We start from the raw sequence: 21,556 nt of genomic DNA, 5'->3' as shown, positions 1-21,556 counted from the left end.
TCAGTTCTTGCGCGGGGTGGATGCGTTCGCGTTCTCCTCCGCCGCGTAATTCTGCGGGAAGGCGAGCGCGCTCGTCGAGGACGCCGGCCTGGCCGGCTGGCTGTCGTTATCAGCCGATTTGTTCGCGGTCTTGGCGGCGTCGTCGAGCATCTTCTCGACGCGCACCAGGATGTCGGCGCCGCGCTTGGTCAGCACCGGCGGCGGACCGGGCTTGGTCTCAAGCACCTTCGGCGCCGCGTTGGCCTGCGCGTCCCTCGGCTGCGGCGGCAGCTTCTGGCCCATGCCGACGCCGGGAATCTCCCGGACCTCGACGCCCTGATGCGCCGCGACCATGATGTCGTGCCAGGTCTGCGCCGGCAGCGAGCCGCCGGTCATGCGGTTGGTCGGCGAATAGTCGTCATTGCCGTACCAGACCGCGCAGGTGAAATTGCCGGTGTAGCCGACGAACCAGGCGTCGCGATACGCATTGGTCGTGCCGGTCTTGCCGGCGGTCGGAATGCCGTCGAGTGCGGCGCGGCGCGCAGTGCCTTCGCTGACGACGTGGCTCATCATGCCGGCCATGTCGGCGGCGATGTTCGGCGGGATCGCCTGCTTCGGCTTCGGACCGTCGCGGTCCCAGCGCCAGACCAGGTCGCCGGCGCCGGTGCGCACCTCGAGGATTGCATGCGGCGTCACCGCCTTGCCGCGGTTCGGGAAGGTCGCGTAGGCCACGGCGTGCTCGAGCACGGTGACTTCGTCCGAGCCGATCGGCATGGACGGCGTGTCGGGCAGCGGCGCCTTGATGCCGAAGCGGCGCGCGACCTCGACGATCTTGGCGCGGCCGATCTTGGCCGGGTTCGGCGCCTTCGGCTGTTCCTTCTGTCCGATCGCGATCGACAGCTTGACCGGCACGACGTTGATCGAGCGCGTGATCGCCTGCGTCAGCGTCACCGGGCCGGAATAGGAATGGCCATAGTTCTGCGGGCACCAATTGCCGATGCAGACCGGGCCGTCGACCACGATCGAGTTCGGCGTGAAGCCGTTGAGGAGAGCCGTCGTGTAGACGTAGGGCTTGAACGAGGAGCCGGGCTGGCGATAGGCGTCGGTGGCGCGGTTGAACTGGCTCGCGCCGTAATCGCGGCCGCCGACCATGGCGCGGATGCCGCCGTCGAGATCAGCGACGACGGTCGCGGCTTGCGTGGCGTGGTAGTCGCGGCCGAACTGGCGCAGCTGGTTCTCGATCGCGTCTTCGGCGGCCTTCTGCACGTTGGTGTCGATCGCGAGGCGAACGACGAACACGCGCTCGGTGTAGGACTTCGGGAAGGTGTCGACGAGCTTGCGCATCTCGTCGAAGGCGTAGTCGAGGTAATAGTTCGGCGAGGCCTCGTCGCGGCGGTCGACCGCGAAGGCCGGGTTGCGACGGGCGCCGAACACCTGGCCCTCGGTCATGAAGCCGGCATCGACGAGGTTGTCGAGCACGACGTTGGCGCGGGCGCGCGCGGCGGGCAGGTTGATGTGGGGGGCGTATTTGGTCGGCGCCTTGAACAGGCCGGCGAGCATCGCGGCCTCGGCCAGCGTCACGTCGCGCGCGGACTTGTTGAAGTAGAAATGCGCAGCGCCATCGACGCCGAAGGTGCCGCCGCCCATATAGGCGCGGTCCAGGTAAAGCTTGAGGATCTCGTTCTTGGTCAGGCGCCATTCCAGCCAGACCGCGAGGAACGCCTCGTTGATCTTGCGCTCGATGGTGCGCTCGTTGCTCAGGAACAGGTTCTTGGCGAGCTGCTGGGTGATCGAGGAGCCGCCCTGGCGGACGCCGCCGGCTTGCGCGTTGGTGACGAGCGCGCGCGCGGTGCCGGCGATGTCGATGCCGAAATGGTCGTAGAAGCGGCGGTCTTCGGTGGCGAGCGTCGCCTTGATCAGCACGTCCGGAAAGTCTTCCAGCGGGATCGAGTCGTTATGTTTGATACCGCGGCTGCCGATCGGGTTGCCGTAACGGTCGAGGAAGGTCACGGCGAGGTCGGACTTCTTCAGCCAGTCCTCGTCCGCGGTCTCGCGGAAAGCGGGGATGGCCAGGATCAGCATCAGCACCATGCCGCCGAGGCCGATCGTTGCGGCCTCCGACAGCGGCTCGATGAACACCCAGCGCTTCCACCGCCCGACATAGAAGCGGTCCATGAAGGTCGAGTAGCGCTCGTAGAGCTCGCGGATGCCCTTGGCGGAGGAGAACAGCGAGGAGTCGATGCGCGCATCGAGGTCCAGGAAGAAGTTCCGGACTCTGCTCTTCCAGTTGGATGGTGTGTTCTGGACCACCTAGAACCCTTGAGGCTCGCTTCGACAGCGTTCAAGCACCCGGCCGGGGCGGCATCGAGACGTCTTGCGGGATTGTTGCGGCAAACCCAAGGCGCCCGTGTCGCGCACCTCAGGGGACTTGCTGTTCTTCTAGCCGAGCGGGGCCTATAAACCAATGGTCACGCTCGCAATTTGAACAACAGGCCTAATTGAACCCCGGTTCATTACGGGTCTTTTGCGGGCCTTGCTTGCAGCTTTTGGGCAGCCCGCCCTAGAAAGTGCCGGCCGCAGCTCTTTGGATCAGTATCAGGCGCATGACCGCAGCTCCAAAACGACCTTCAGACCAGGATGGATTCTTCTGGAAAACCAAGAAGATGGAGGACATGTCGCCGGCCGAATGGGAGAGCCTTTGCGACGGCTGCGGCCGCTGCTGCCTGAACAAGCTCGAAGATGAGGATACCGGCGAGATCTATTTCACCGACGTGAGCTGCAAATTGCTCGATTCCTGCACGGCCGGCTGCAAGAGCTACGCGAATCGCTTCGACTCCGTTCCCGATTGCGTGGTCATGACTCCCGAGAGTGTCCGGGACCTGAAATGGCTGCCGCCGAGCTGCGGCTACAAGCTCGTGGCCGAGGGCCGCGATCTCTATTGGTGGCACCCGCTGGTCTCAGGCGATCCCAATACGGTGCACGAGGCCGGCGTCTCCGTGCGCGGCCGGGTCGCCGGCACCGAAGTGGAGATCCCTGACGAAGAGCTCGAGCATTATCTGGTGCAATGGCCGGGGCAGCTGCCGAAGCGGGCGCGCCTGAAGCGACGTCCCAAAGACTGATCTGCCGGTAATCCCGGATCACATCATCGGGATGACCCCGGGGCGGGATGCACCCATGCGCGGCGGTGCCTGCCTGAGAAGAACTTTGCTGTCTAGATTGGCTTCATAGAACGAATCCTTCGCGGCTTTGCGCCGCAACACGCTCGATCTGACACGCCCGAGATGAACCAGTTCACACGGCAGAGCAGCTCTGCCGAGATCCAGACCTTGCCCGACGATATTGCCGAGGAACTGACCCGCCTTCCAGGCGAGGTCATCAGCGTGAGTGACGCGCCGCCGATCTCGCCGCCGGCACCGCTGACCTCGGACGAGGTACGCACCATCGTCATCAGCCTGATGCTGACGATGTTCCTGGCCGCGCTCGACCAGACCATCGTCGCCACGGCGCTGCCGACCATCGGGCGCCAGTTCCAGGATGTGTCGAACCTGTCCTGGGTCATCACCGCCTATCTGCTCGCCTCGACCGCGGTTGCACCGGTGTTCGGAACGCTGAGCGACATCTACGGCCGCAAGGTGATGATCATCGTCTCGCTGAGCCTTTTCATCGCCGGCTCGATCCTGTGCGCGATCGCGCCGAGCATGCCGATGCTGATCCTGGCCCGCGGCCTCCAGGGGCTCGGCGGCGGCGGCATCATGCCCGTCGTGCAGACCGTGATCTCCGACGTCGTGAGCCCGCGCGAGCGCGGGCAATACCAAGCCTATTTCTCCAGCGTCTGGATGGTCGGCGGCATCTTGGGCCCCGTCATCGGCGGCGTGTTTGCGGAGCATCTGCACTGGTCGATGATCTTCTGGATCAATCTGCCGCTCGCGGCGGCAGCACTCGCGCTGCTGCTGCCGAAGATGAGCAAGATCCCGGTGTTCCACCGCAAGCGCAAGGTCGACTGGCTCGGCGGCGTCCTGCTGATGGCTTCCGCCGTCGTCTTCATGCTGGTGCTGACCTGGGGCGGCACGCGCTACACATGGCTGTCGCCGACCATTCTTGCGATGGTGGGCGGTGCCGTCGCGCTCGCGCTCACCTTCGTCTGGCACGCGCGCCGCGCCGACGAGCCGTTCCTGCCGTTGCCGCTGCTCTCGGGATCGGTCGCGCCGTTCGCGCTGACCGCCGGCGGCTGCGGCCTCGGCGCCATCACCGGCCTCACCGTGCAGCTGCCGCTCTATTACGAGTCGGTCTATCACCTCAGCGCCAGCGAGGCGGGCCTTGCGCTGATCCCGCTCGCGGCGGTCTCGACCTGCGGTGCTGCGATCGCCGGCCGCACCATGGCGCGCGCCAAGCATTACAAGCGCGTCGCCATCATCGGCACCTCCTGGGCCGCGATCTGCGCGCTCGGCCTCACCGTCACCACGCTGCCGCTATGGGGGCTTCTGACGCTGATGGCCGCCTTTGCACTTGGCCTCGGCACGACTTTCCCGGTCTGCGTGGTCTCGCTGCAGAATTCGGTGGCCCGCCCGCAGGTCGGCACCATCACCGGTGCGATGAACTTCTTCCGCTCGCTGATGTCCTCGTTCACGGTCGCCGCGTTCGCCGCGATCCTGCTGATCTCGCTCGGCGCCGACATTCCGCTGGCCGGCGAGCATCACGTAGCAGGCGGCATCCCGGCGATTCCGACTGAAGACATGCGGCACGCCTTCCGCTATGTCTTCGCGGCCGCGACCGCGCTGATGGCCACCGCCTCGCTCTGCCTGATCATGATGGAGGAGCGGCCGTTGGCCGGTCCCACCACCACGCAGGCCGTCGAGATGGCGGAGTAACGGCGCTAGCCGCCTCCACCCACGAAGCCGCTCTTGCGCGGCAACACGATCGTGAACTCCGTGAACTGGCCCGGCTCCGTCGCGACGTCGATCGTGCCGCCATGCTGCTTCACCACGATGTCGTGGCTCATCGACAGCCCGAGGCCGGTGCCTTCGCCGGCCGGCTTTGTGGTGAAGAACGGATTGAACATCTTCGCCTTCACGTCGTCGGGAATGCCGGTGCCGTTGTCGCGGATGCGGATCTCGATGGTATCGCCACGATCGCGGGTCGTGACAGTCACGACAGGCTCGAACGTGCCGGCGCCGCTCTCGGCCTTGCGTTTGGCCACCGCATAGAACCCGTTCGAGACCAGGTTCAGCAGCACCCGCGTGATCTCCTGCGGGAACACCTCGGCGGAACCTGCCGCCGGATCGAACGTGCGTTTCAGCGTGACGTCGAACTGCGGCTGCTCGGCGCGCGCGCCGTGATAAGAAAGGTTGAGGCTCTCCTCGACCAGTGCGTTGATGTCGCTCAAGCGATGCTCGCCGCCGCCTTCGCGCGAATGCAGCAGCATGTTCTTGACGATGGAATCGGCGCGCTTACCGTGCTGCACGACCTTTTGCAGATTGTCCTTCAGCATGCCCGTCAACTCGTCGACGTCGTTGCGGAGAGCGTCGCCGAGCGGGACGGGTGCCAGCACCTCGTTCAGCTCGTCCGTCAGCTCGGCCGACAGCGCAGCAAAATTGTTGACGAAGTTGAGCGGATTCTTGATCTCGTGCGCGATGCCCGCGGTGAGCTGGCCGAGCGAGGCCAGCTTCTCGGTCTGGATCAGCCGGTCCTGCGCCGCGCGGAGATCTTCAAGCGATTGGGCGAGTTCGCGGGTGCGCGCTTGCACCTCGTCGAACAGGCGGACGTTCTCGATCGCTATCACGGCCTGGTCGGCGAAGCTCTGCACCAGCTCGATCTGCCGGTTGGAGAACGGGTTGACGGTAGCACGTCCGAGGAAGAGAACGCCGATCGGCTGCCCTTCGCGGAGCAAGGGGACGCCAAGTAGGGTGCGATAGCCGCCGGCCCGCTGCTGCTCGGGAAAGGCGTATTCGGGGTCAATCAGCACGTCGGTGATCTGCACCGCTTTGCCTTCTAGCAGCACCCGCCCCACCAGGCTGCCGCGGCCGGGGTAAAGCCTTACGGTGCTGGATACGCGGTCCCATTCCGGCGCAAAATTATAACGCGTGGCATGCGCGTATCCGCCGTCGGCCTGCTGGCGCGTGATCGCAGCCATATCTGCATTGCAGAGCCGTGCCGCCGATTCCGTGAGCGTGTTGAGCACGGTCTCGAGGTCAAAGGCGGAGCGGCTGATGACCTTGAGGACGTCGGCGGTTGCGGTTTGCTGCTGCAGCGTCTCCCTGGTTTCGTTGAACAGCCGCGCGTTCTCGATGGCGATCGCCGCCTGGTCGGCAAAGCTCTGCTGCAGCGCCAGCTCTTCGTCGGAGAAGGGCTCCAGGCGGTCCCGGTGAACGATCAACGAGCCGATCGCCCTGCCTTTGCTGCGCAAGGGCGTTCCGCAGATGGTTCGCGTGCCGGCGGCGCGGGCGTGCGGCAAGCCCGGAAAGTCGGCCAGATCGCCTTCGAGATTGTCGAGGTCCGGCGCATGGATCTGCTGGTTTCGTCCGACGACCGCGCCGGGCATGTTGCGGCCGCCGACCTTGATGTCGGTGAGCGGTACCGCGGCGCGGATGCGCTGCGCGCTTGCGCCGTAGCGGTAGGCCTTGCCCCATTCGCCGTTCTCGGCGAGCTGGATCGAGACGCTGGAGGCGCCGAACAGCCGCGCCGTGGTCTCCGCGATTTGCTGCAAGGCATGATCGGCGTCGCCCGAGGTGCTGGCAATTGTCGCCAGGACGTCCGCGCCGGCGGTCTGGCGTTCGCGCGACAGGGCGAGCTCATGCCGCAGGCGCTCGGTCTCGGCGGCGCTCCATTGTAGCCTCTGCTCAAGCTCGGCAGTCTGGCGCGCAATATCAGCGTCCTGGGCGAGCGCATTCATCGACAATTCCATATCGGGCAGGCGCCCGCAGGTGCAGATCTCAAACTATCCGGAACGCCAGTATTCCACCGTCAAATCAAGGGCGCCAGCGATATCATTGCAGAAATACGTCCGACCGTTAACGCCGCTCACGTGCCCGGGCGCGATACCTCGGTTTCCTTGCTGGTGATGAATTCCAGCAGCACCGGCACGCCTTCCTTCGTCTTCTGGATCCCGCGCTTGATCGCGGGGATGATGTCCTCAGGCCTTGTCACCCGCTCGCCATGGCCGCCGAAGGCGCGCGCCATCGCCGCATAGTCGCCGGAGATGTCGGTCGAGCGATATTTCTCGGTCGAGATCGGCATCACCTTCAGCTCGATCGCCATCGAGAAGTTGTTCAGAAGAATAGACATGATCGGGATGCGCTCGCGCACAGCGGTCTCGAAATCCATGCCGGTGAAGCCGATCGCCGCATCGCCCCAGACATTGATGCAGAGCTTGTCGGGCTTCGCCAACTTTGCACCCATCGCCAGGCCAAGGCCGTAGCCGAGCTGCGTCGTCTTGCCCCAGCCGAGATAGGAGAGCGGCGTCACCGCCTTCCAGAACGGCGATAGCTGGTCGCGCGGGCTGCCGGCATCATGGGTGATGATGGTGTTGTCGATGTCGATGGTGTGCTGCAGATCCCACAGCACGCGATAGGGATTGAGCGGCGCGTCATTGCTGGTCAGCTTCGGCATCCATTTCGCCAGCCATTCCTTGTGCGAGGTCGCGATCTCGGCGGCGACCGTCGATGCATCGCGATCCTTCGTGACGGTCTTGCCGATCTCCTCCAGCAGCGCATCGAGCACGAGACCGGCATCGCCGACGAGGCCGATCTTCGCTTCGACATCCTTGTTGAGATGGTTGGGATCGAGCGTGGAATGGATGACGGTCTTGCCCTTCGGCATGGCGATGCCAAAGCTGGTCTCGGTGAAGGAGCAGCCGATGCCGAAGATGACGTCGGCCTCGGCCAGGAACTTCGGCACCGCGCGCGGCACGGCAAGGCCGCCCGAGCCGAGCGAGAGCGGATGCGTCTCGGGGAACGATGATTTACCGCCGAGGCTGGTAGTGACGGGGATGGCCAGCCGTTCCGCCAACCGCTTCAACTGCGGCCAGGCCTGCGCGTAGTGCACGCCCTGGCCGGCATAGAGCACCGGCCGTTTTGCATTCACGAGCAGGGCGGCAGCCTCCTTCACATGAACAGGGTCGGCGCCGTAGCGCGTGCGCAGCACCGGCGTGTAGTTCAGCGGTTCCGGCACTTCCTCGTTCCACATGTCGGAGGGGATTTCGACGATCACAGGCCCGCCGCGGCCGTTCTTCAGCTTGGTGAAGGCGCGTCGAAAGATGTTGGCGACCTCGGCCGCCAGGATGATCGGCTCGGACGATTTCGCAAACGGCTTCATCGCCTCGCTCGAATTGAAGTTCGGCTCGATATGCGCGAGCCTGCGCTGATAGCCCATCGGCAGCACCAGCACGGGCACGGATTCGCCAAAGCACTGCGCGACGCCGCCCATCGCGTTCTCGGCGCCGGGCCCGTGCTGCATGCAGAACGCGCCGATCGTGCGCCCAGACGTCACCCGCGAGATCGCATCCGCCATGTGAACGCCGACGCGCTCCTGCCGCACCATCACGGGCCGAATCTCGGCCTTGGCCGCGTGCTCGATCAGATGATTGACCGGATAACCGCAGAGGATCTCGATCCCCTCGCGCCGCATGATTTCCGCAATGGCGGTGCCGAGCTTCATGGCGTCTCTCTCCTCAGGCCTGGCCGGTTGCTCCGGCCCATTGGAGGAGAGAGGATCAGGAAATGCCGGAGGCGTAAAGCGTGAGCAAATGACAATCAGCCATGCAGCGACCTGGCGGCAGCTCTATTTGCACTTCTGGCAAATCGTCAGCTTGCGCTTCAACGCCTCGTCCTCCTGATCGACCAGCGTCTGCGGGTCCAGACCGGAGCCGGATGCCGCGCGCGACCTCGCAGGCGGCGTGACCTGGCTCGGCGCGTCGCTGTCGTCGGTACTGGCGTTGAAGCCGTCGTAATCGGCGGCCGGGTTCGGCATTGCCGGAAAACCGCCGATCACGGGTGGAGACGGCTCTCTGGCCGGTGAGGTCCTAGCGTTCGTGAGCACTGTCGGCTCGCGCTTGGGTTTGGAATTCCTGGGACTCGCGTGCTGCGAAGATGCGTTGGGCGGAGTGAGGGAAACCGGCGCCGTGGAGGAATTCTGTCCGCGCGCGCTGTCCTGCGACCAGACGCCGATCAACATGAGGCCGAGGGCCAGAAGCGTCGTGCGTTTCATCGGCGTCCTTCAGATGGTTATGGTTCAATGACTGACTGCATGGCCTATCGCGCCAGGGTATGAAGACTATCAGCACTGACACGATCGTCAAAGTTGGCAAAGCTCGGGCGAAAACAGGCGCGAGAACGCGAGAGTATGCGTGCCGATGAAACGGTGTTGATCGAGCGGGCTGTCGCCTCACATTCCGTCGTTGCGAGCGCAGCTATACTTTGTCTTCCAGCGCGCGGCGCAGCTTTCGGATGATGACGCCGCGGGCACGGTCGTCGGCAGCTGCGCCGACCCTGTCGTTGATGTCGAGCATCAGCTCCGACATCTCGTTGTGCCAGTCGAGGTGGGTCACAGCCTCCGGCGCGAGCCGCCGGCGATGATCGACGTCGATCACGCGCGGTTCGGGGGCTGCGAGTTCATAGATGTCGTCCAGCACCGGCTGGTACACCTTGGCCGCCGGAATGATCCGTTCGGCGACTCGCTCGGCGAGACCTGCGATGGCGCCTTCCTCGCCATGGACCAGGAACAGCCCGCGGGCGATGGGGCGCCGTGCGGCAATCCAGCCGGCCATGCCTGCGCCGTCGGCGTGACCCGAATATTCGTCGATCATGCGGATCCGTGCCGCGACCCTGATTTCCTCTCCCTGGATCCGCACGGCTTTGGCGCCGTCCTGCAGGAAGCGGCCGAGCGTGCCGCTCGCCTGGAAGCCGGCGAGCAGCACGGTCGCGCGCTCGTTCCAGAGCCAGCGCTTCAGATGGTGGCGGATGCGTCCGGCGTCGCACATGCCGCTGGCCGCGATGATGATGTGAAATCCGCTGAGCCGCATGATCGCCTTGCTCTCGTCCGCGGTCTCGGTGAATTTGAGATGCGGCGAGTTGAGCAGGCGTTCGGCGTCGACGCTCGGGTCGAGGCTCGCGGCGTGCCGGCGAAACACTTCGGTGGCGCGGATCGCCAGCGGCGAGTCGAGGAAGATCGGCGCTTTCGGAATCTCGCCGTGCTCCATCAGGTCGACGAGGTCGACGATCAGCTCCTGCGTGCGTTCGACCGCGAAGGCGGGTATCAGCAGCGCGCCTCCGGCTGCGGCAGCGTCGCGTACCTCGGCCGCGAGATGCTGCCGGCGGAGCGCAGGCGTCGTGGCGGCGCGCACCCGGTCGCCATAGGTGGATTCGGAGATCACGTAGTCGAGGTCGCTCGGTGCTTCGGGATCGGGCTGGAGCAGCTTGGCTTCCGGCCCGACATCGCCGGAGAGCAGCACGCGCAGCGGGCGCGGGGAGCCTCGTTGGGCGATCTCGAGCTCGATCGAGGCGGAGCCGAGCAGATGACCGGCATTCCAGTAGCGCGCACGGACGCCCGGGATGACATCGATCCAGCGTTCATAGTCGACGGCGCGAAACGATTGCAGCGACGCGACCGCGTCCGCCTGCGTGTAGATCGGCTGCACCTCCTTGCGGCCGCGGGCCTTGTTGCGCCGGTTAAGCTGCGCGACTTCGGACTCCTGGATGCTGCCGGCGTCCGGCAGCATGTAGGAGCAGAGGTCGATCGTGCCGCGCGTCGCCAGGATCGGTCCGTCAAATCCTTCGCGCACGAGTTTTGGCAGCAATCCGCTGTGGTCGATATGAGCGTGCGTCAGCACGACGGCGTCGATATCGGTCGGCCGGAAGGGGAAGGCGCCGTAGTTGAGCTCCTTGAGCGTTTTCTGGCCCTGGAACAGGCCGCAATCCACCAGAAAGCGGCCGGTTGCGGTCTGGAACAGATAGCTCGAGCCGGTCACGGTGCGCGCGGCACCGCAGAAACGGACGGTGATGCTCATGTCGTTGTCTCCGGCGAAGGTGTGGTACCGAGTTCGGACCGCAAGGCGGCCGCGAGAGGCGCGTCGAGGGCGATCGCGTTGGTCGGATGCGGTACGCTTTCCGTCGAGCGGACGGAGCGGACGCCGGCGTTGATGAATGCAGCGATCATCGCGGGTGGAAACAGCGCATGCGTCACGATCGAATCCACGGTCGTCGCGCCCATCGACAGTAACGCCTTCGCCGCGGCCATCAGCGTGGTCCCGGACGATACGATATCGTCGACCATCAGGGCCGGCCGTCCTGCCAGCAGCCCGGCATCTGCGAACGCAATGTCCACGGCACGATCACCGCGCCGGATCTTGCGCGCGACGGCGTGCCGCAGGCCCAGCCGTCCGGCCAGGTCCTTGACCCAGGGCTCGGACTCCGCATCGGGACCGATCACGATGGTGGCGGGATCGACGCCGCCGGCGGCGAGCGCGTCTGCGATCGCCGGCATGGCGGAGAGATTCTCGGCTTCGATGCCAGGGAACACGGAAGCGATGTCGGCGGTGCGATGCAGATGTGCATCCACGGTGACGACGCGATCGACGATCGCCGCAAGCAGGGTGCCCACGGCGCGCTGGCTGACGGCTTCGCCGGCATGAAACGCGATGTCCTGCCGCATGTAGCAGAGATAGGGCGCGACCAGCACCAGCCGCTTCGCGCCTCCGCGCCGCAGCGCTTCCGCGGCGAACAGCACGGCGATCAGCTTGTCATTGGGTTGATCGAGCGACGCATAGAGGATGGTGGTGTCGGCCGCCGGCGCGACCGTCACGCGCAGTTCGCCGTCCGGAAAGCGGTGCAGGGCGACCTCCTCGCAGGCCAGTCCGAGCCGCGCCGCGATGCGCTTCGCCGCGCCGGCGCCGGAGGGCAAGGTCTGGAACACGACCGTGCTCACGACGGCGTCCTGCCCGGTGGGGCCTCGTGACCGTTGACGATGTAGCCGGTCTCCTGCTGGGCGGCAGACGCGGCCAGATCATGCTCCGGCCCTTCGAACGTGTAGACACGGTAGAGCGGCTCGCCCTGCTCGACCCGGTCGCCGATCTTCTTGAAGAGGCGAATGCCGGCGCCCTTGTCGAGTGGCGCGCCGGCGGTGCGGGCGAGGCGGTTGAGACGGAGGCAGTCGATCGTGGCGACCGTGCCGTCATGCGCCGCCTTGACGTCGAAGCTGCTGGGTCCGAGATCGGTGCTGCATTTCGACGGACCCTGGGCGTCGATGATCTTCTGCATCTGCTTCAGGGCGGCGCCGCTGTCGAGCAGTTCACGCGCGCGGGCATAGCCGGCGCCGCCGCGCAGCTTCGGATCGTATTCCAGGAGATGGGCGGCGAGCCGCAGCGATTTCTCGCGCAGGTCGCGCGGCGCATCTTCCTCGTTGCCGAGCACCGCCATCACGTCGTTGGCCTCGAGCACCGGCCCGATGCCGTTGCCGATCGGCTGGCGGCCGTCGGTCGTGATCACCTCGACCGTGCGGCCGAACCGGTCGCCGACGAATTCGAACAGCTTTCGCAGCCTCATCGCGTCCATGGCGGTGGTGACTTTCGCGGTCGGCCCGACCGGAATGTCGATCAGCAGGTGCGTCGATCCCGCCGCGATCTTCTTCGACATGATGGAGGCGACCATCTGCTCGCGGGTGTCCAGGCTGAGCGGGCGTTCGACCGAGATCAGCACGTCGTCGGCCGGCGACAGGTTCACGTGTCCGCCCCAGATCAGGCATCCGTTGCAGGACGAGACGATCGACTTCATTTCCTCGACGCCGACATTCACGCGGGCCAGAACCTCCATCGTGTCGGCCGTTCCGGCCGGCGAGGTGATGGCGCGCGAGGATGTCTTCGGGATCGGGAGACCGTGGGCTGCGACGATCGGCACCACGATCATCGAGGTGCGGTTACCGGGAATGCCGCCGATGCAGTGCTTGTCGACCACGATCTGGTCGGGCCATACGAGCTGCGTGCCGGCCTGCGCCATGGCGCCTGTCAGGGCCAGGAGCTCGTCACTGGTGATGAAGCTCGCCGAGCCGATCAGGAAGGCGGCGATCTCCATGTCGGAATAGCGAAAATGCGCGAGGTCGCTGATGATGGCGTCGATCTCGGCCTTGTCGAGCGTTCGACCGCGGATCTTGGCGCGCACGGCTTCGAGACTCTCCGGCGGCGCGGCGGGTGCGACCGTGACCAGCGTGCCGACCGGTTTGGCGAAGCGGTGGAAGGCGGGCTCGGAGAGGCCGATTTCGTCCTGGGCCGCCAGCGCATCGTCGTCGGTGATCAGGAGTGTCGCAAGCAGCGTCTTGTCGTCGAGGCGAAGCTCGACGCGGCTGAAGCCGCGAAAGATATCCGCGCGCAGTGCCTTCGATCGCCTGGAAACGACGACGACGTTCTCGCGGCCCGTATCGAGATGGACGCGGCGTATCTTGAGCTGGGAACGCGAGGGATCGGGGGGCATGGACGGACCACAAAAGTCGGGTCGCTCATGCTAAACTGTCGCTGACGCGACAGGCTTGACCCAGATCATGGTCCGCTGGGTCAGCCAAACCAGCCGGTCGTCGGGCCGCGCCTGGGACGGGCCCGCTGGTGGCCACGACGGCGCGTCGGGTCTACTTCATGGCCGTGCTGATCGAGTTGAACTTGTTGCTGAGGAGGACGCTGCCCGTGTTGGTCACGACGGTGACGATGGCGAGCGCGATGCCGGCGGCGATCAGGCCATACTCGATCGCGGTGGCGGCACTCTCATCGGCAAGAAAAGACCTGAGCAAAGTCATCGCCAACTCCTGTTCATCCGGTCCAATGTAGGCGCGCGGCGTTATCAAAGTGGTAAAGTGATCGACGAGGCGCTTGTCGCGCATCAATAAAGGCGGGTTCGGCCGACCCGACCTGATGTGTCTTAACGTGACAGCCGTTAAGCGAAGGTTTCATGATCCATTCAAATGAACGGAAGCGCGCATGCCTCAACTCGTGGTGGTGCGTCCCGGCGCCGCCTTTGGAGGCCGTCCCAGCGCGGCCGCGAGGCGTCCGATCAGATAGCCAACGACATGCGCCTGCGCCCGCACCGCCGCGTCGGCGATACGCTCGTCCTCGGCCGTTTCATTCACGATGCCGATGTAGTTTTTTCTGACGTCCTGCTGCGGCACAGTCGTGCGAGCCCTGCTTTTTCGATGGCCGGACCATGCTGCGCGCAAGGGGAATCAACGGTTAATTTTGCGTCCCGTAGGAATACCCGGGTGCGGCATGATGGCAACGTGACGTGACAAGTGAGCTGCCGCTTAAGGGTCTGTTGAGGCTGTTCGTCAACCGATCGGCAAGCATGCCGAGCGAGGCCTCATCGAGGCCGGCGATCCGCGTTCAATGCGCGCAGCATGCCGATGCGGGCGAATATCAGCCAGCCGCCGCCGGTCTCTGCCGCGTTGATCAGCATCTCGATGGCGGTTTGCCAGCGCGGCTCCTGCTGCTCGTCTTCGGACAGCTGCATGATGAAGTCCGCGGCCTCCTGCAACGTGCGCAGCCTGGCGCCGCCGCGCAATCCGATCGGATCGTCGAACGGCGTCGACCAGGGCATATCAGTCTGCCCGATCGGTGAGGGGAGGCGTCACGGCGCGGTCGGTGATGCGATGCCGTCAGCCGGCCTTCTTGGTTCGCGTGGTCGCGCGTACAGGCTTGTCGGCCTTCTTCGGCGCGGTTTCCCTGGCCGCGGCGTCCTTGCCGCCCTTGCCGGAGATCGGCAGCAGCATCTCGCGCTGGCCCTCGACGCGCTTCTTCGGCTTCTTGGCTTTTGCGGTTTCCTTGGCGGTTTCTTTGGCGACCTTCGCCGCCGGAACTGCATCCTTTTCGCTTGCCAGGCTCTTCTTCAGCGCGTCCATCAGATTGATGACGTTGCCGCCGCTCTTCGGCGTGGACCTGGCCGCGATCGGCGTGCCTGCGCGCTTCTTGTTGATCAGATCGATCAGCGCGGTCTCGTAGTGATCCTCGAACAGCTCCGGCTCGAACGCGCCGGACTTCTTCTCGACGATGTGCTTGGCGAGGTCGAGCATATCCTTCGTCAGCTTCACGTCCTGGATGTCGTCGAAATACTCCTTCTCGCTGCGCACCTCGTACGGGTAGCGCAGCAGCGTGCCCATCAGGCCGCTGTCGAGCGGCTCGAGTGCGATGATGTGCTCGCGGTTGGTCAGCACCACGCGGCCGATGGCGACCTTGTCCATGCTGCGGATGGTCTCGCGGATCACCGCGAAGGCGTCGTGGCCGACCTTGCCGTCGGGCACGAGGTAATAGGGGCGGATCAGATAGCGGTTGTCGATGTCGGACTTCGGCACGAATTCGTCGATCTCGATCGTGTGGGTGGAGTCCAGCGCGATGTCGTCGAGCTCGTCCTTGGTGACCTCGATGTAGGTGTCGGTGTCGACCTTGTAGCCCTTGACGATGTCCTCGGAGGTCACCTCGTCACCGGTCTCGGCGTCGACCTTGAGATATTTGATCCGGTGGCCGGTCTTGCGGTTGATCTGGTTGAACGAGACCTTCTCGGTATCCGATGTGGCCGGATACAGCGCGACCGGGCAGGTCACGAGCGAGAGACGCAGAAAACCCTTCCAATTGGCGCGGGGGGCCATGGGCTACTCCAAACGCAACGGGGACAGACCTATGAGGATACCATCGGGGAACACCGAATCATACACAGGTTCGGGCGGAATCTTGCAACTGCGTTAACCAGTCGCTGACCTCAGCGGTTCGGCCCGATGCGGGGCGCAAGAGCCGGAACATCAAATCGGATCGGGCGTTGGCTCGGGACACAGGCTGCGAGGAAGTCGCGGCCATCGGAGGCGACATCCAGGGATCGAGGTCACCATGGCAACCACGCGCGAGGAGCATCAGATCGTCGAAACTGCGACCGAGGCGCGCCAGGGCGAACCGGGGCCGTCGGTGGCCGCACTGCTCGCCATCTCGACCGGGCTCGCGATCCTGATCCTCGCCGTCATCTGGTTCGTGTTCTTCCGGACCTGACGGCAATCTGACGGGCAGATCGAACAGGAAGGGCGGACCTTCCGCCTCGCCGCCATCAGCGGCACACCGCGCCCGCCATGCCGCCGGTTCTTCCGGTGGCCTGGCGGGCGCAGTCGCATTGACTCGCGCCAAATCTTATATGACCAAAAAGTAACGCGGGTGGTTCCCGGCGTTCATATTCAGTTCACGCCGGAATTGCTCATCTGGAGCGGTGTTCATGCGGCTTATTTCTGGAGAGAAGCGTGCGCCTGCTTGTTGTTGAGGACGACCCCGATCTCAATCGCCAGCTCACCAAGGCGCTGACGGACGCCGGCTATGTCGTCGACCGCGCCTTCGACGGAGAGGAGGGGCACTATCTCGGCGACAACGAACCGTACGACGCCGTGGTGCTCGATATCGGTCTGCCCAAGAAGGACGGCATCTCGGTGCTGGAAGCCTGGCGCCGCAACGGCCGCACCATGCCGGTCTTGATTCTCACCGCGCGCGACCGCTGGAGCGACAAGGTCCAGGGTTTTGATGCCGGTGCCGACGATTACGTGCCCAAGCCGTTCCATCTGGAGGAAGTGCTGGCGCGCATCCGTGCGCTGCTGCGCCGCTCGGCCGGCCATGCCCAGAGCGAATTGAGCTGCGGCCCCGTCACGCTCGACACCCGCACCGGCCGTGTCAGCGTGTCGGGCAATCCGGTCAAGATGACCTCGCACGAATATCGGCTTCTGGCCTACCTCATGCACCATTCGGGGCGCGTGGTGTCGCGCACCGAGCTGGTCGAGCACCTCTACGACCAGGATTTCGATCGCGACTCCAACACGATTGAAGTCTTTGTCGGCCGCATCCGCAAGAAGCTCGACGTCGACATCATCCAGACCGTCCGCGGCCTCGGCTATCTCCTGACCCCGCCGCCGGCACCGGGCGCCTGAGAGCCTTTCGAAGGATATTGGCTTGACGGGCTGCCCGACACGGGCCTTGGTCCTGACATGACCGCCGACGCCATGCCGCCATCTCGCGCCTCCGGGATCATTCCGATGCCCGCCAGCTCGCTTGCCAACCGACTGTTCCTGTCGGCGACCGCCTGGCTGGTGGTGATCCTGGCGATCACCGGCGTGGTGCTGTCATCGGTCTACAAGAACGCTACCGAGCGTGCCTTCGACCGCCGGCTCAACCTCTATCTGCGCACCCTGATCGCCGAGGTCGCCACCCCCGACGAGCCGCCGGATCGCCAGTTCCAGTCGCTCGGGGAGCCGCTGTTCGAGCTGCCGCTGTCGGGCTGGTACTGGCAGATCACGCGCACCGACACCGAGAAGCCGGAGGTGCGCTCGTCGCGCTCGCTCTGGGACAAGAAGCTGCCGAAGCTCGAAGACAAGGGCGCCGAACTCACCGCGGCCGGCATTCGTCTCGCCTATGTCGATGGGCCGGAAGGCCAGAATCTGCGCATGGTCGAACGTCCCGTCGACCTCGGCGCCGACGGCAAATATCTGGTCAGCGTCGCCGGCGACGACACCGAGATCTTCGACGAGACGCGCAGTTTTGACTACTACCTCGGCGGCACCTTCACCGCGCTCGGCATCGTGCTGCTGCTGACGACGGTGTTCCAGGTCCGCTTCGGCCTTGCGCCGCTCAAGCGGATTTCCGAATCCATCGCCGACATTCGCTCCGGGCGGGCCGAGCGGCTCGAGGGCGAATTCCCGGTCGAGATCGCGCCGCTCGCGCGCGAGACCAACGCGCTGATCGACGCCAACAGGGAGATCGTCGAGCGGGCCCGCACCCATGTCGGCAATCTCGCCCATGCGATCAAGACGCCGCTTTCGGTGATCGTCAACGAGGCCGGAACGCACGCCGCCGATCCGTTCGCGGCCAAGGTGATGGAGCAGGCCGACGTGATGCGCAACCAGCTCGCCCATCACCTGGAGCGCGCCCGCATCGCGGCGAGGGTCTCGATCGTCGGCACCGTGACGGAGGTGGCGCCCGCCATCGAGGCGTTGCGGCGGACCATGGAGAAGATCCACCGCGGCCGCGGCATCGCTGTTGAGGCGAAGGCCGATCCCTCGGCGAAATTCCGGGGCGAGCGGCAGGACCTGGAGGAGATGGTCGGCAATCTCGTCGACAACGCCTGCAAATGGGCGGCCTCGCGCGTCTTCATCGAGGTGCTGGTGGAGGCCCCGACCGAGACGGGCGCAGCCCCCAGGCTGCGGCTGATCGTCGACGACGACGGGCGCGGCCTCTCGGAGGCCGAGCGCGCCCAGGTTTCCCGCCGCGGCCAGCGGCTCGACGAATCGAAGCCGGGTTCAGGGCTGGGGCTGTCGATCGTGACCGATCTTGCCGCGCTCTATGGCGGCAGCCTCTCACTCGGCCACGCGCCGATCGGAGGCTTGCGGGCCGAGCTGGTCCTGCCGGGAATATAATCCTCTGATCCGAAACGCTTATTTTGGCTTCCGGGCGAAACCGGAGGGTTTCGGAGCGACTTCCTCAACGGCTTCTTAAGGCGCACCCATCTATGATCGGCAAGGACGCATCCTACGTCCGCCATTTTACCGTGCATTACCCGGGCGCATGAGCCAGACATCGATCGAGCGGCTGAGGGAATATCTCGCGCAGCTCCCGCCGCAGGCGCAGGCGCTGCTGATGCGGGAGTTCGAGCGCGCGCTCGAGCGCGGCCAGGACACGGCTGTGGCGACCCTGGTGCTCGAACAGCTCCGCAAGATCGTGCGGAAGACAGAGGCCGACGAGGCCACGCCGCCGCGCACCGACGATCTGTCGCGGTTGCTGTTCCAGGTGCTGGAACCGTTCCTGATCGAGGCTGGCGCGCCAATTCGGGTCGGGCAGATCCGCCGCTCCTCGCTTCATCCGATCTGGCAATGGCTCGGCCGCGATGGCGCCCCGGACAAGATCAACGAATTCGAGGCGGCGCTGGCGCGCATGCCGGCCACGGACAGTTCCGGGCAGGTCGAGGCGCTGGCGCTCAAGCTTCAGGCCGTGGCTGCGGACGCCATCTTCGAGCTGACGGGGCCTGGCGGCGGCGACAAGTCGCGCGCGCTCGCCCGGGTCGGTCCGCCCAACGTGATCGAGGACCTCTATTCGATCGGCGCGGTGCTCGCCGTTCGCGAGGCCATGGGCACGTTGAAAGAAAAACTGCCGCGCTTCCTGCGTGCGTTCGGAGATCCCCAGATCGCCTCGGTGACCGCAGCGCTGAACATTCCGGTGCTCCAGACCCCGCAGATGCTGCCCTTTGCGCTGTCGGTGGTGGTCCAGCGCATGACCGCGCCGTGGCAGATCATTCGCCTCGCCATCAAGATCGCCGCCTCCGACGACGAGATTCGCGTCGCAGCCACGCCCTATGGCGTCGCCGTCACGATGGCCCTGCACGATCTGTCCCGCGTTGCCGCCAATTTGCGCATGGACATCAAGCGCGGCCATTTCGAGACCGTCGCCGACAATCTCAAGGCGCTGCATGACGGCGTCCGCGGCCTGCGCACCGAGCTCGACCTGCGCAACGATTCCGCCTGGGGCAAGCAGCTGACCTCGATCCGGGCCGACATCTCCAATGCGCTGCAATCGGAAATCGACAGCGTTCCCGGCCGCGTTCGCCGCATCCTGCGCCAGCGCCCCGAGAAGGACATTCCGCCTGGCGCGCGGATCGACAGCACCGAGGTCGAGGAAACCGTCGCGCTGATCGACTTCGTCGCGACCTGCCGCAATTTCGCCAGCGAGCTCGCCATCAACGAGGTGACGCTGCGCACCTATTCCGACCTCCAGCAATATGTCGAACGCTCGACCGAGCAGGTGGTGCAGTCGTTGCGCGGCGCCGACCACAAGGTCCGCGCCTACCGGCAGCAGCAGGTGCAGGCGGCGATCCGCTTCTGCCAGGTGCTGTTCGGCGACGATTACGCCTCGCTGATGAGCCGAGCCGCGGAGAACGCCGCGACGGGCGAACGCAAATCGACGCGCGCGAGCTGATTCAAGCGCATCTTTTCGTGATCACAATTTGTGGTTGACGGTGCCTGCTGCGGGCCCTACGGTCGCCGTGCAAGCATTGGAATTTCTATCTGTGGGCGCATGAAACCCATTATCAGCTCCATCGAAATCGAAAACCGCGTCATTGTTGCCAAATATCAACGACTGATGGTCGGTGCGAAGGTGGTGCTGGTCGAAAAGGCGAGCGGTCGACAACTGCCCGAGACCGTCACCAGGGTCGCATCGCCCGTTCCCGTCGGGGCGTTGCGCATCAGATTGCCCGAGGCCATCGAGCCGGGAACATACTTCTTGAGGGCTCTCAACGGGCATGGCGAGGACGCCGCTCAAAGCGTCGACTTCGAGATCAGCTAAGCCGTTGGATTATCACCCTTTCGGGACAGGGTGTGCTCGCGCCAAATTGACAATTGTCAATTGCCGCATCGTCCGGCCGTGGTGTAAAGCCACCTATGGGCGCGGCTCACGCGCTGCCGGAAGCTTGCCAGATGACGCTATGGTTCGTGTTCGCGCTGATGACGGTCGCGGCGATTTTCGCCGTGCTCTGGCCGCTCGGCCGTGGCGCGCGCGATCAAGATCAAGGCAGCGAGGTCGCGGTCTACAAGGACCAACTGGCCGAGATCGAGCGGGATCTTGCCGCAGGGCTGATCGCGCTACCTGAGGCCGAGGCCGCACGCGTCGAGATCAGCCGCAGGCTGCTCGCCGCTGCCGGCAGCGAGTCCGCGCTCGCGCCGGCAACCAGCCTGAAATGGCGCCGCGCGGCAGCCGTGCTGGCGCTGGTCGGCCTGCCTCTGGCCGCGATTGCCATCTACGTTCCGCTCGGCTCGCCGACGCTGCGTGATTTCCCGCTGGCGGAGCGCGAGCGCGGTGCAGGTTCCGGCATGGCGCAGTCGCTCGAGAACCTCGTGGTGCAGGTCCAGCAACATCTGGAAAAGAACCCGACCGACGGCCGCGGCTGGAACGTGCTTGCGCCGGTGCTGGAGCGACTCGGCCGTTTCGACGAGGCCGTGCGCGCCTATCGCAATTCGATCGCCTACAATGGCGAGAGCGCGGAGCGGCGCTCCGATCTCGGCGAGGCCATCGCGGCTGCCGCCAGCGGCGTGGTGACGGCGGAAGCCAAGACCGAGTTCGAGCGCGCGCATGCGCTGAACGCGGACGATCCCAAGGCGAACTATTTCCTCGGGCTCGCCGCCGAGCAGGACGGTCGCAGGGATGACGCGGCCAATATCTGGCGCGCGCTGCTGGCGAAGGCGCCGGCGGATGCGCCGTGGCGGCCGCTGGTGCAGACTTCGCTCGCGCGTGTCGGCGGTGGCGGCGTGACGATGCCGGCGCTGTCGGATGAGACGATCGCAGCGTCCAAGGAAATGAAGGATGGCGATCGCAATGCGATGATCCGCGGCATGGTCGAACGGCTCGCCACGCGGCTGAAGCAGAACGGCGACGACGTCGAGGGTTGGCTGCGTCTGGTGCGCGCCTATCTGGTGATGGGCGACCGCGACAAGGCGATGGGCGCCTCGAGCGACGCCCGACAGGCGGTCGCCAACAACGCCGAGCGGCTGCGCCAGCTCAATGAAGGCCTCAAGACTCTCGGGCTCGACGGATGACGGTCGCAGC

19 protein-coding genes are annotated in these 21,556 nt (G+C 65.4%); 8 read left to right on the top strand and 11 right to left on the bottom strand.

From position 1 onward, the window contains the following. On the bottom strand, positions 1-2,289 hold the full coding sequence (locus tag XH90_RS23935; RefSeq protein WP_194476775.1) for a transglycosylase domain-containing protein: 2,289 nt from the start codon (positions 2,287-2,289) through the stop codon (positions 1-3). A 293-nt stretch (positions 2,290-2,582) separates the two neighbouring features. Between XH90_RS23935 and XH90_RS23930 the strand changes: the two genes are divergently transcribed. Together XH90_RS23930 and XH90_RS23925 are read left to right on the top strand one after the other, a co-directional pair. Then, positions 2,583-3,098 carry a YcgN family cysteine cluster protein gene (locus XH90_RS23930; protein WP_194476774.1) on the top strand — a complete coding sequence of 172 codons (516 nt, stop codon included), beginning with the start codon at positions 2,583-2,585 and terminating at the stop codon, positions 3,096-3,098. Positions 3,099-3,260: 162 nt separating this feature from the next. Then, entirely contained in the window at positions 3,261-4,847 is a 1,587-nt protein-coding gene (locus tag XH90_RS23925; protein WP_194476773.1) for an MDR family MFS transporter, read from the top strand. A 5-nt stretch (positions 4,848-4,852) separates the two neighbouring features. On the opposite strand, the gene XH90_RS23920 is transcribed toward XH90_RS23925, so the two are convergent. The 10 genes from XH90_RS23920 to XH90_RS23875 all read right to left on the bottom strand — a co-directional run bounded on the left by XH90_RS23920 (position 4,853) and on the right by XH90_RS23875 (position 15,588). Further along, on the bottom strand, positions 4,853-6,868 hold the full coding sequence (locus XH90_RS23920) for a GAF domain-containing protein (protein WP_194476772.1): 2,016 nt from the start codon (positions 6,866-6,868) through the stop codon (positions 4,853-4,855). 128 nt (positions 6,869-6,996) lie between these two features. Next, positions 6,997-8,721, bottom strand: a complete 1,725-nt coding sequence (locus XH90_RS23915) for a thiamine pyrophosphate-requiring protein (RefSeq protein WP_256442521.1) — start codon at positions 8,719-8,721, stop codon at positions 6,997-6,999. A gap of 33 nt (positions 8,722-8,754) precedes the next feature. Continuing rightward, the gene (locus XH90_RS23910) at positions 8,755-9,180 is read right to left on the bottom strand and encodes a hypothetical protein (protein WP_194476770.1); all 426 of its coding nucleotides are present in this window, start codon (positions 9,178-9,180) and stop codon (positions 8,755-8,757) included. Between the two features lie 202 nt (positions 9,181-9,382). Continuing rightward, positions 9,383-10,978, bottom strand: a complete 1,596-nt coding sequence (locus XH90_RS23905; protein ID WP_194476769.1) for an MBL fold metallo-hydrolase — start codon at positions 10,976-10,978, stop codon at positions 9,383-9,385. After that, a complete protein-coding gene (locus XH90_RS23900; protein WP_194476768.1) occupies positions 10,975-11,895 on the bottom strand; it encodes a ribose-phosphate diphosphokinase in 921 nt (306 codons plus the stop codon). Before XH90_RS23900 ends, XH90_RS23905 begins: the two co-directional genes overlap by 4 nt. After that, the gene (locus XH90_RS23895) at positions 11,892-13,433 is read right to left on the bottom strand and encodes a thymidine phosphorylase family protein (protein ID WP_194476767.1); all 1,542 of its coding nucleotides are present in this window, start codon (positions 13,431-13,433) and stop codon (positions 11,892-11,894) included. Before XH90_RS23895 ends, XH90_RS23900 begins: the two co-directional genes overlap by 4 nt. Before the next feature lie 151 nt (positions 13,434-13,584). Further along, positions 13,585-13,749, bottom strand: a complete 165-nt coding sequence (locus XH90_RS23890) for a Flp family type IVb pilin (RefSeq protein WP_194482787.1) — start codon at positions 13,747-13,749, stop codon at positions 13,585-13,587. Between the two features lie 186 nt (positions 13,750-13,935). Further along, positions 13,936-14,118: a hypothetical protein gene (locus XH90_RS23885; protein WP_194476766.1), complete on the bottom strand. Its 183-nt coding sequence runs from the start codon at positions 14,116-14,118 to the stop codon at positions 13,936-13,938. A 188-nt stretch (positions 14,119-14,306) separates the two neighbouring features. Beyond that, positions 14,307-14,543, bottom strand: coding sequence for a hypothetical protein (locus XH90_RS23880; RefSeq protein ID WP_194476765.1), 237 nt, complete (start codon positions 14,541-14,543; stop codon positions 14,307-14,309). A gap of 58 nt (positions 14,544-14,601) precedes the next feature. Further along, complete coding sequence (locus tag XH90_RS23875) at positions 14,602-15,588, bottom strand: Ku protein (RefSeq protein WP_194476764.1); 987 nt, start codon at positions 15,586-15,588, stop codon at positions 14,602-14,604. A gap of 235 nt (positions 15,589-15,823) precedes the next feature. Here XH90_RS23875 and XH90_RS23870 point away from each other — a divergent pair, with 235 nt between their 5' ends. The 6 genes from XH90_RS23870 to ccmI all read left to right on the top strand — a co-directional run bounded on the left by XH90_RS23870 (position 15,824) and on the right by ccmI (position 21,546). After that, a complete protein-coding gene (locus XH90_RS23870) occupies positions 15,824-15,979 on the top strand; it encodes a hypothetical protein (RefSeq protein ID WP_194476763.1) in 156 nt (51 codons plus the stop codon). Positions 15,980-16,221: 242 nt separating this feature from the next. Then, complete coding sequence (locus tag XH90_RS23865; protein WP_194476762.1) at positions 16,222-16,896, top strand: response regulator transcription factor; 675 nt, start codon at positions 16,222-16,224, stop codon at positions 16,894-16,896. Positions 16,897-17,001: 105 nt separating this feature from the next. Further along, positions 17,002-18,378, top strand: coding sequence for a sensor histidine kinase (locus tag XH90_RS23860; protein ID WP_194476761.1), 1,377 nt, complete (start codon positions 17,002-17,004; stop codon positions 18,376-18,378). Between the two features lie 148 nt (positions 18,379-18,526). Next, positions 18,527-19,930 carry a hypothetical protein gene (locus XH90_RS23855; protein WP_194476760.1) on the top strand — a complete coding sequence of 468 codons (1,404 nt, stop codon included), beginning with the start codon at positions 18,527-18,529 and terminating at the stop codon, positions 19,928-19,930. Positions 19,931-20,029: 99 nt separating this feature from the next. Continuing rightward, positions 20,030-20,299: a hypothetical protein gene (locus XH90_RS23850; RefSeq protein WP_194476759.1), complete on the top strand. Its 270-nt coding sequence runs from the start codon at positions 20,030-20,032 to the stop codon at positions 20,297-20,299. A 131-nt stretch (positions 20,300-20,430) separates the two neighbouring features. Further along, a complete protein-coding gene (ccmI, locus tag XH90_RS23845; protein WP_194476758.1) occupies positions 20,431-21,546 on the top strand; it encodes a c-type cytochrome biogenesis protein CcmI in 1,116 nt (371 codons plus the stop codon). The last annotated feature ends 10 nt before the right edge of the window (positions 21,547-21,556 follow it).

The organism is Bradyrhizobium sp. CCBAU 53338, from assembly GCF_015291665.1.
GTDB lineage: Bacteria > Pseudomonadota > Alphaproteobacteria > Rhizobiales > Xanthobacteraceae > Bradyrhizobium.
Note: the sequence above shows the minus strand (reverse complement) of the source record. Positions and strands in the feature narration are given on the sequence as shown.

Bases quoted from the DNA above. Each gene is read 5' to 3' on its own strand.
- XH90_RS23930 (WP_194476774.1), top strand. From the start codon at position 2,583: ATGACCGCAGCTCCAAAACGACCTTCAGACCAGGATGGATTCTTCTGG.
- XH90_RS23925 (WP_194476773.1), top strand. From the start codon at position 3,261: ATGAACCAGTTCACACGGCAGAGCAGCTCTGCCGAGATCCAGACCTTG.
- XH90_RS23920 (WP_194476772.1), bottom strand. From the start codon at position 6,868: ATGAATGCGCTCGCCCAGGACGCTGATATTGCGCGCCAGACTGCCGAG.
- XH90_RS23910 (WP_194476770.1), bottom strand. From the start codon at position 9,180: ATGAAACGCACGACGCTTCTGGCCCTCGGCCTCATGTTGATCGGCGTC.
- XH90_RS23905 (WP_194476769.1), bottom strand. From the start codon at position 10,978: ATGAGCATCACCGTCCGTTTCTGCGGTGCCGCGCGCACCGTGACCGGC.
- XH90_RS23895 (WP_194476767.1), bottom strand. From the start codon at position 13,433: ATGCCCCCCGATCCCTCGCGTTCCCAGCTCAAGATACGCCGCGTCCAT.
- XH90_RS23890 (WP_194482787.1), bottom strand. From the start codon at position 13,749: ATGACTTTGCTCAGGTCTTTTCTTGCCGATGAGAGTGCCGCCACCGCG.
- XH90_RS23880 (WP_194476765.1), bottom strand. From the start codon at position 14,543: ATGCCCTGGTCGACGCCGTTCGACGATCCGATCGGATTGCGCGGCGGC.
- XH90_RS23875 (WP_194476764.1), bottom strand. From the start codon at position 15,588: ATGGCCCCCCGCGCCAATTGGAAGGGTTTTCTGCGTCTCTCGCTCGTG.
- XH90_RS23870 (WP_194476763.1), top strand. From the start codon at position 15,824: ATGGCAACCACGCGCGAGGAGCATCAGATCGTCGAAACTGCGACCGAG.
- XH90_RS23860 (WP_194476761.1), top strand. From the start codon at position 17,002: ATGCCCGCCAGCTCGCTTGCCAACCGACTGTTCCTGTCGGCGACCGCC.
- XH90_RS23855 (WP_194476760.1), top strand. From the start codon at position 18,527: ATGAGCCAGACATCGATCGAGCGGCTGAGGGAATATCTCGCGCAGCTC.
- XH90_RS23850 (WP_194476759.1), top strand. From the start codon at position 20,030: ATGAAACCCATTATCAGCTCCATCGAAATCGAAAACCGCGTCATTGTT.
- ccmI (WP_194476758.1), top strand. From the start codon at position 20,431: ATGACGCTATGGTTCGTGTTCGCGCTGATGACGGTCGCGGCGATTTTC.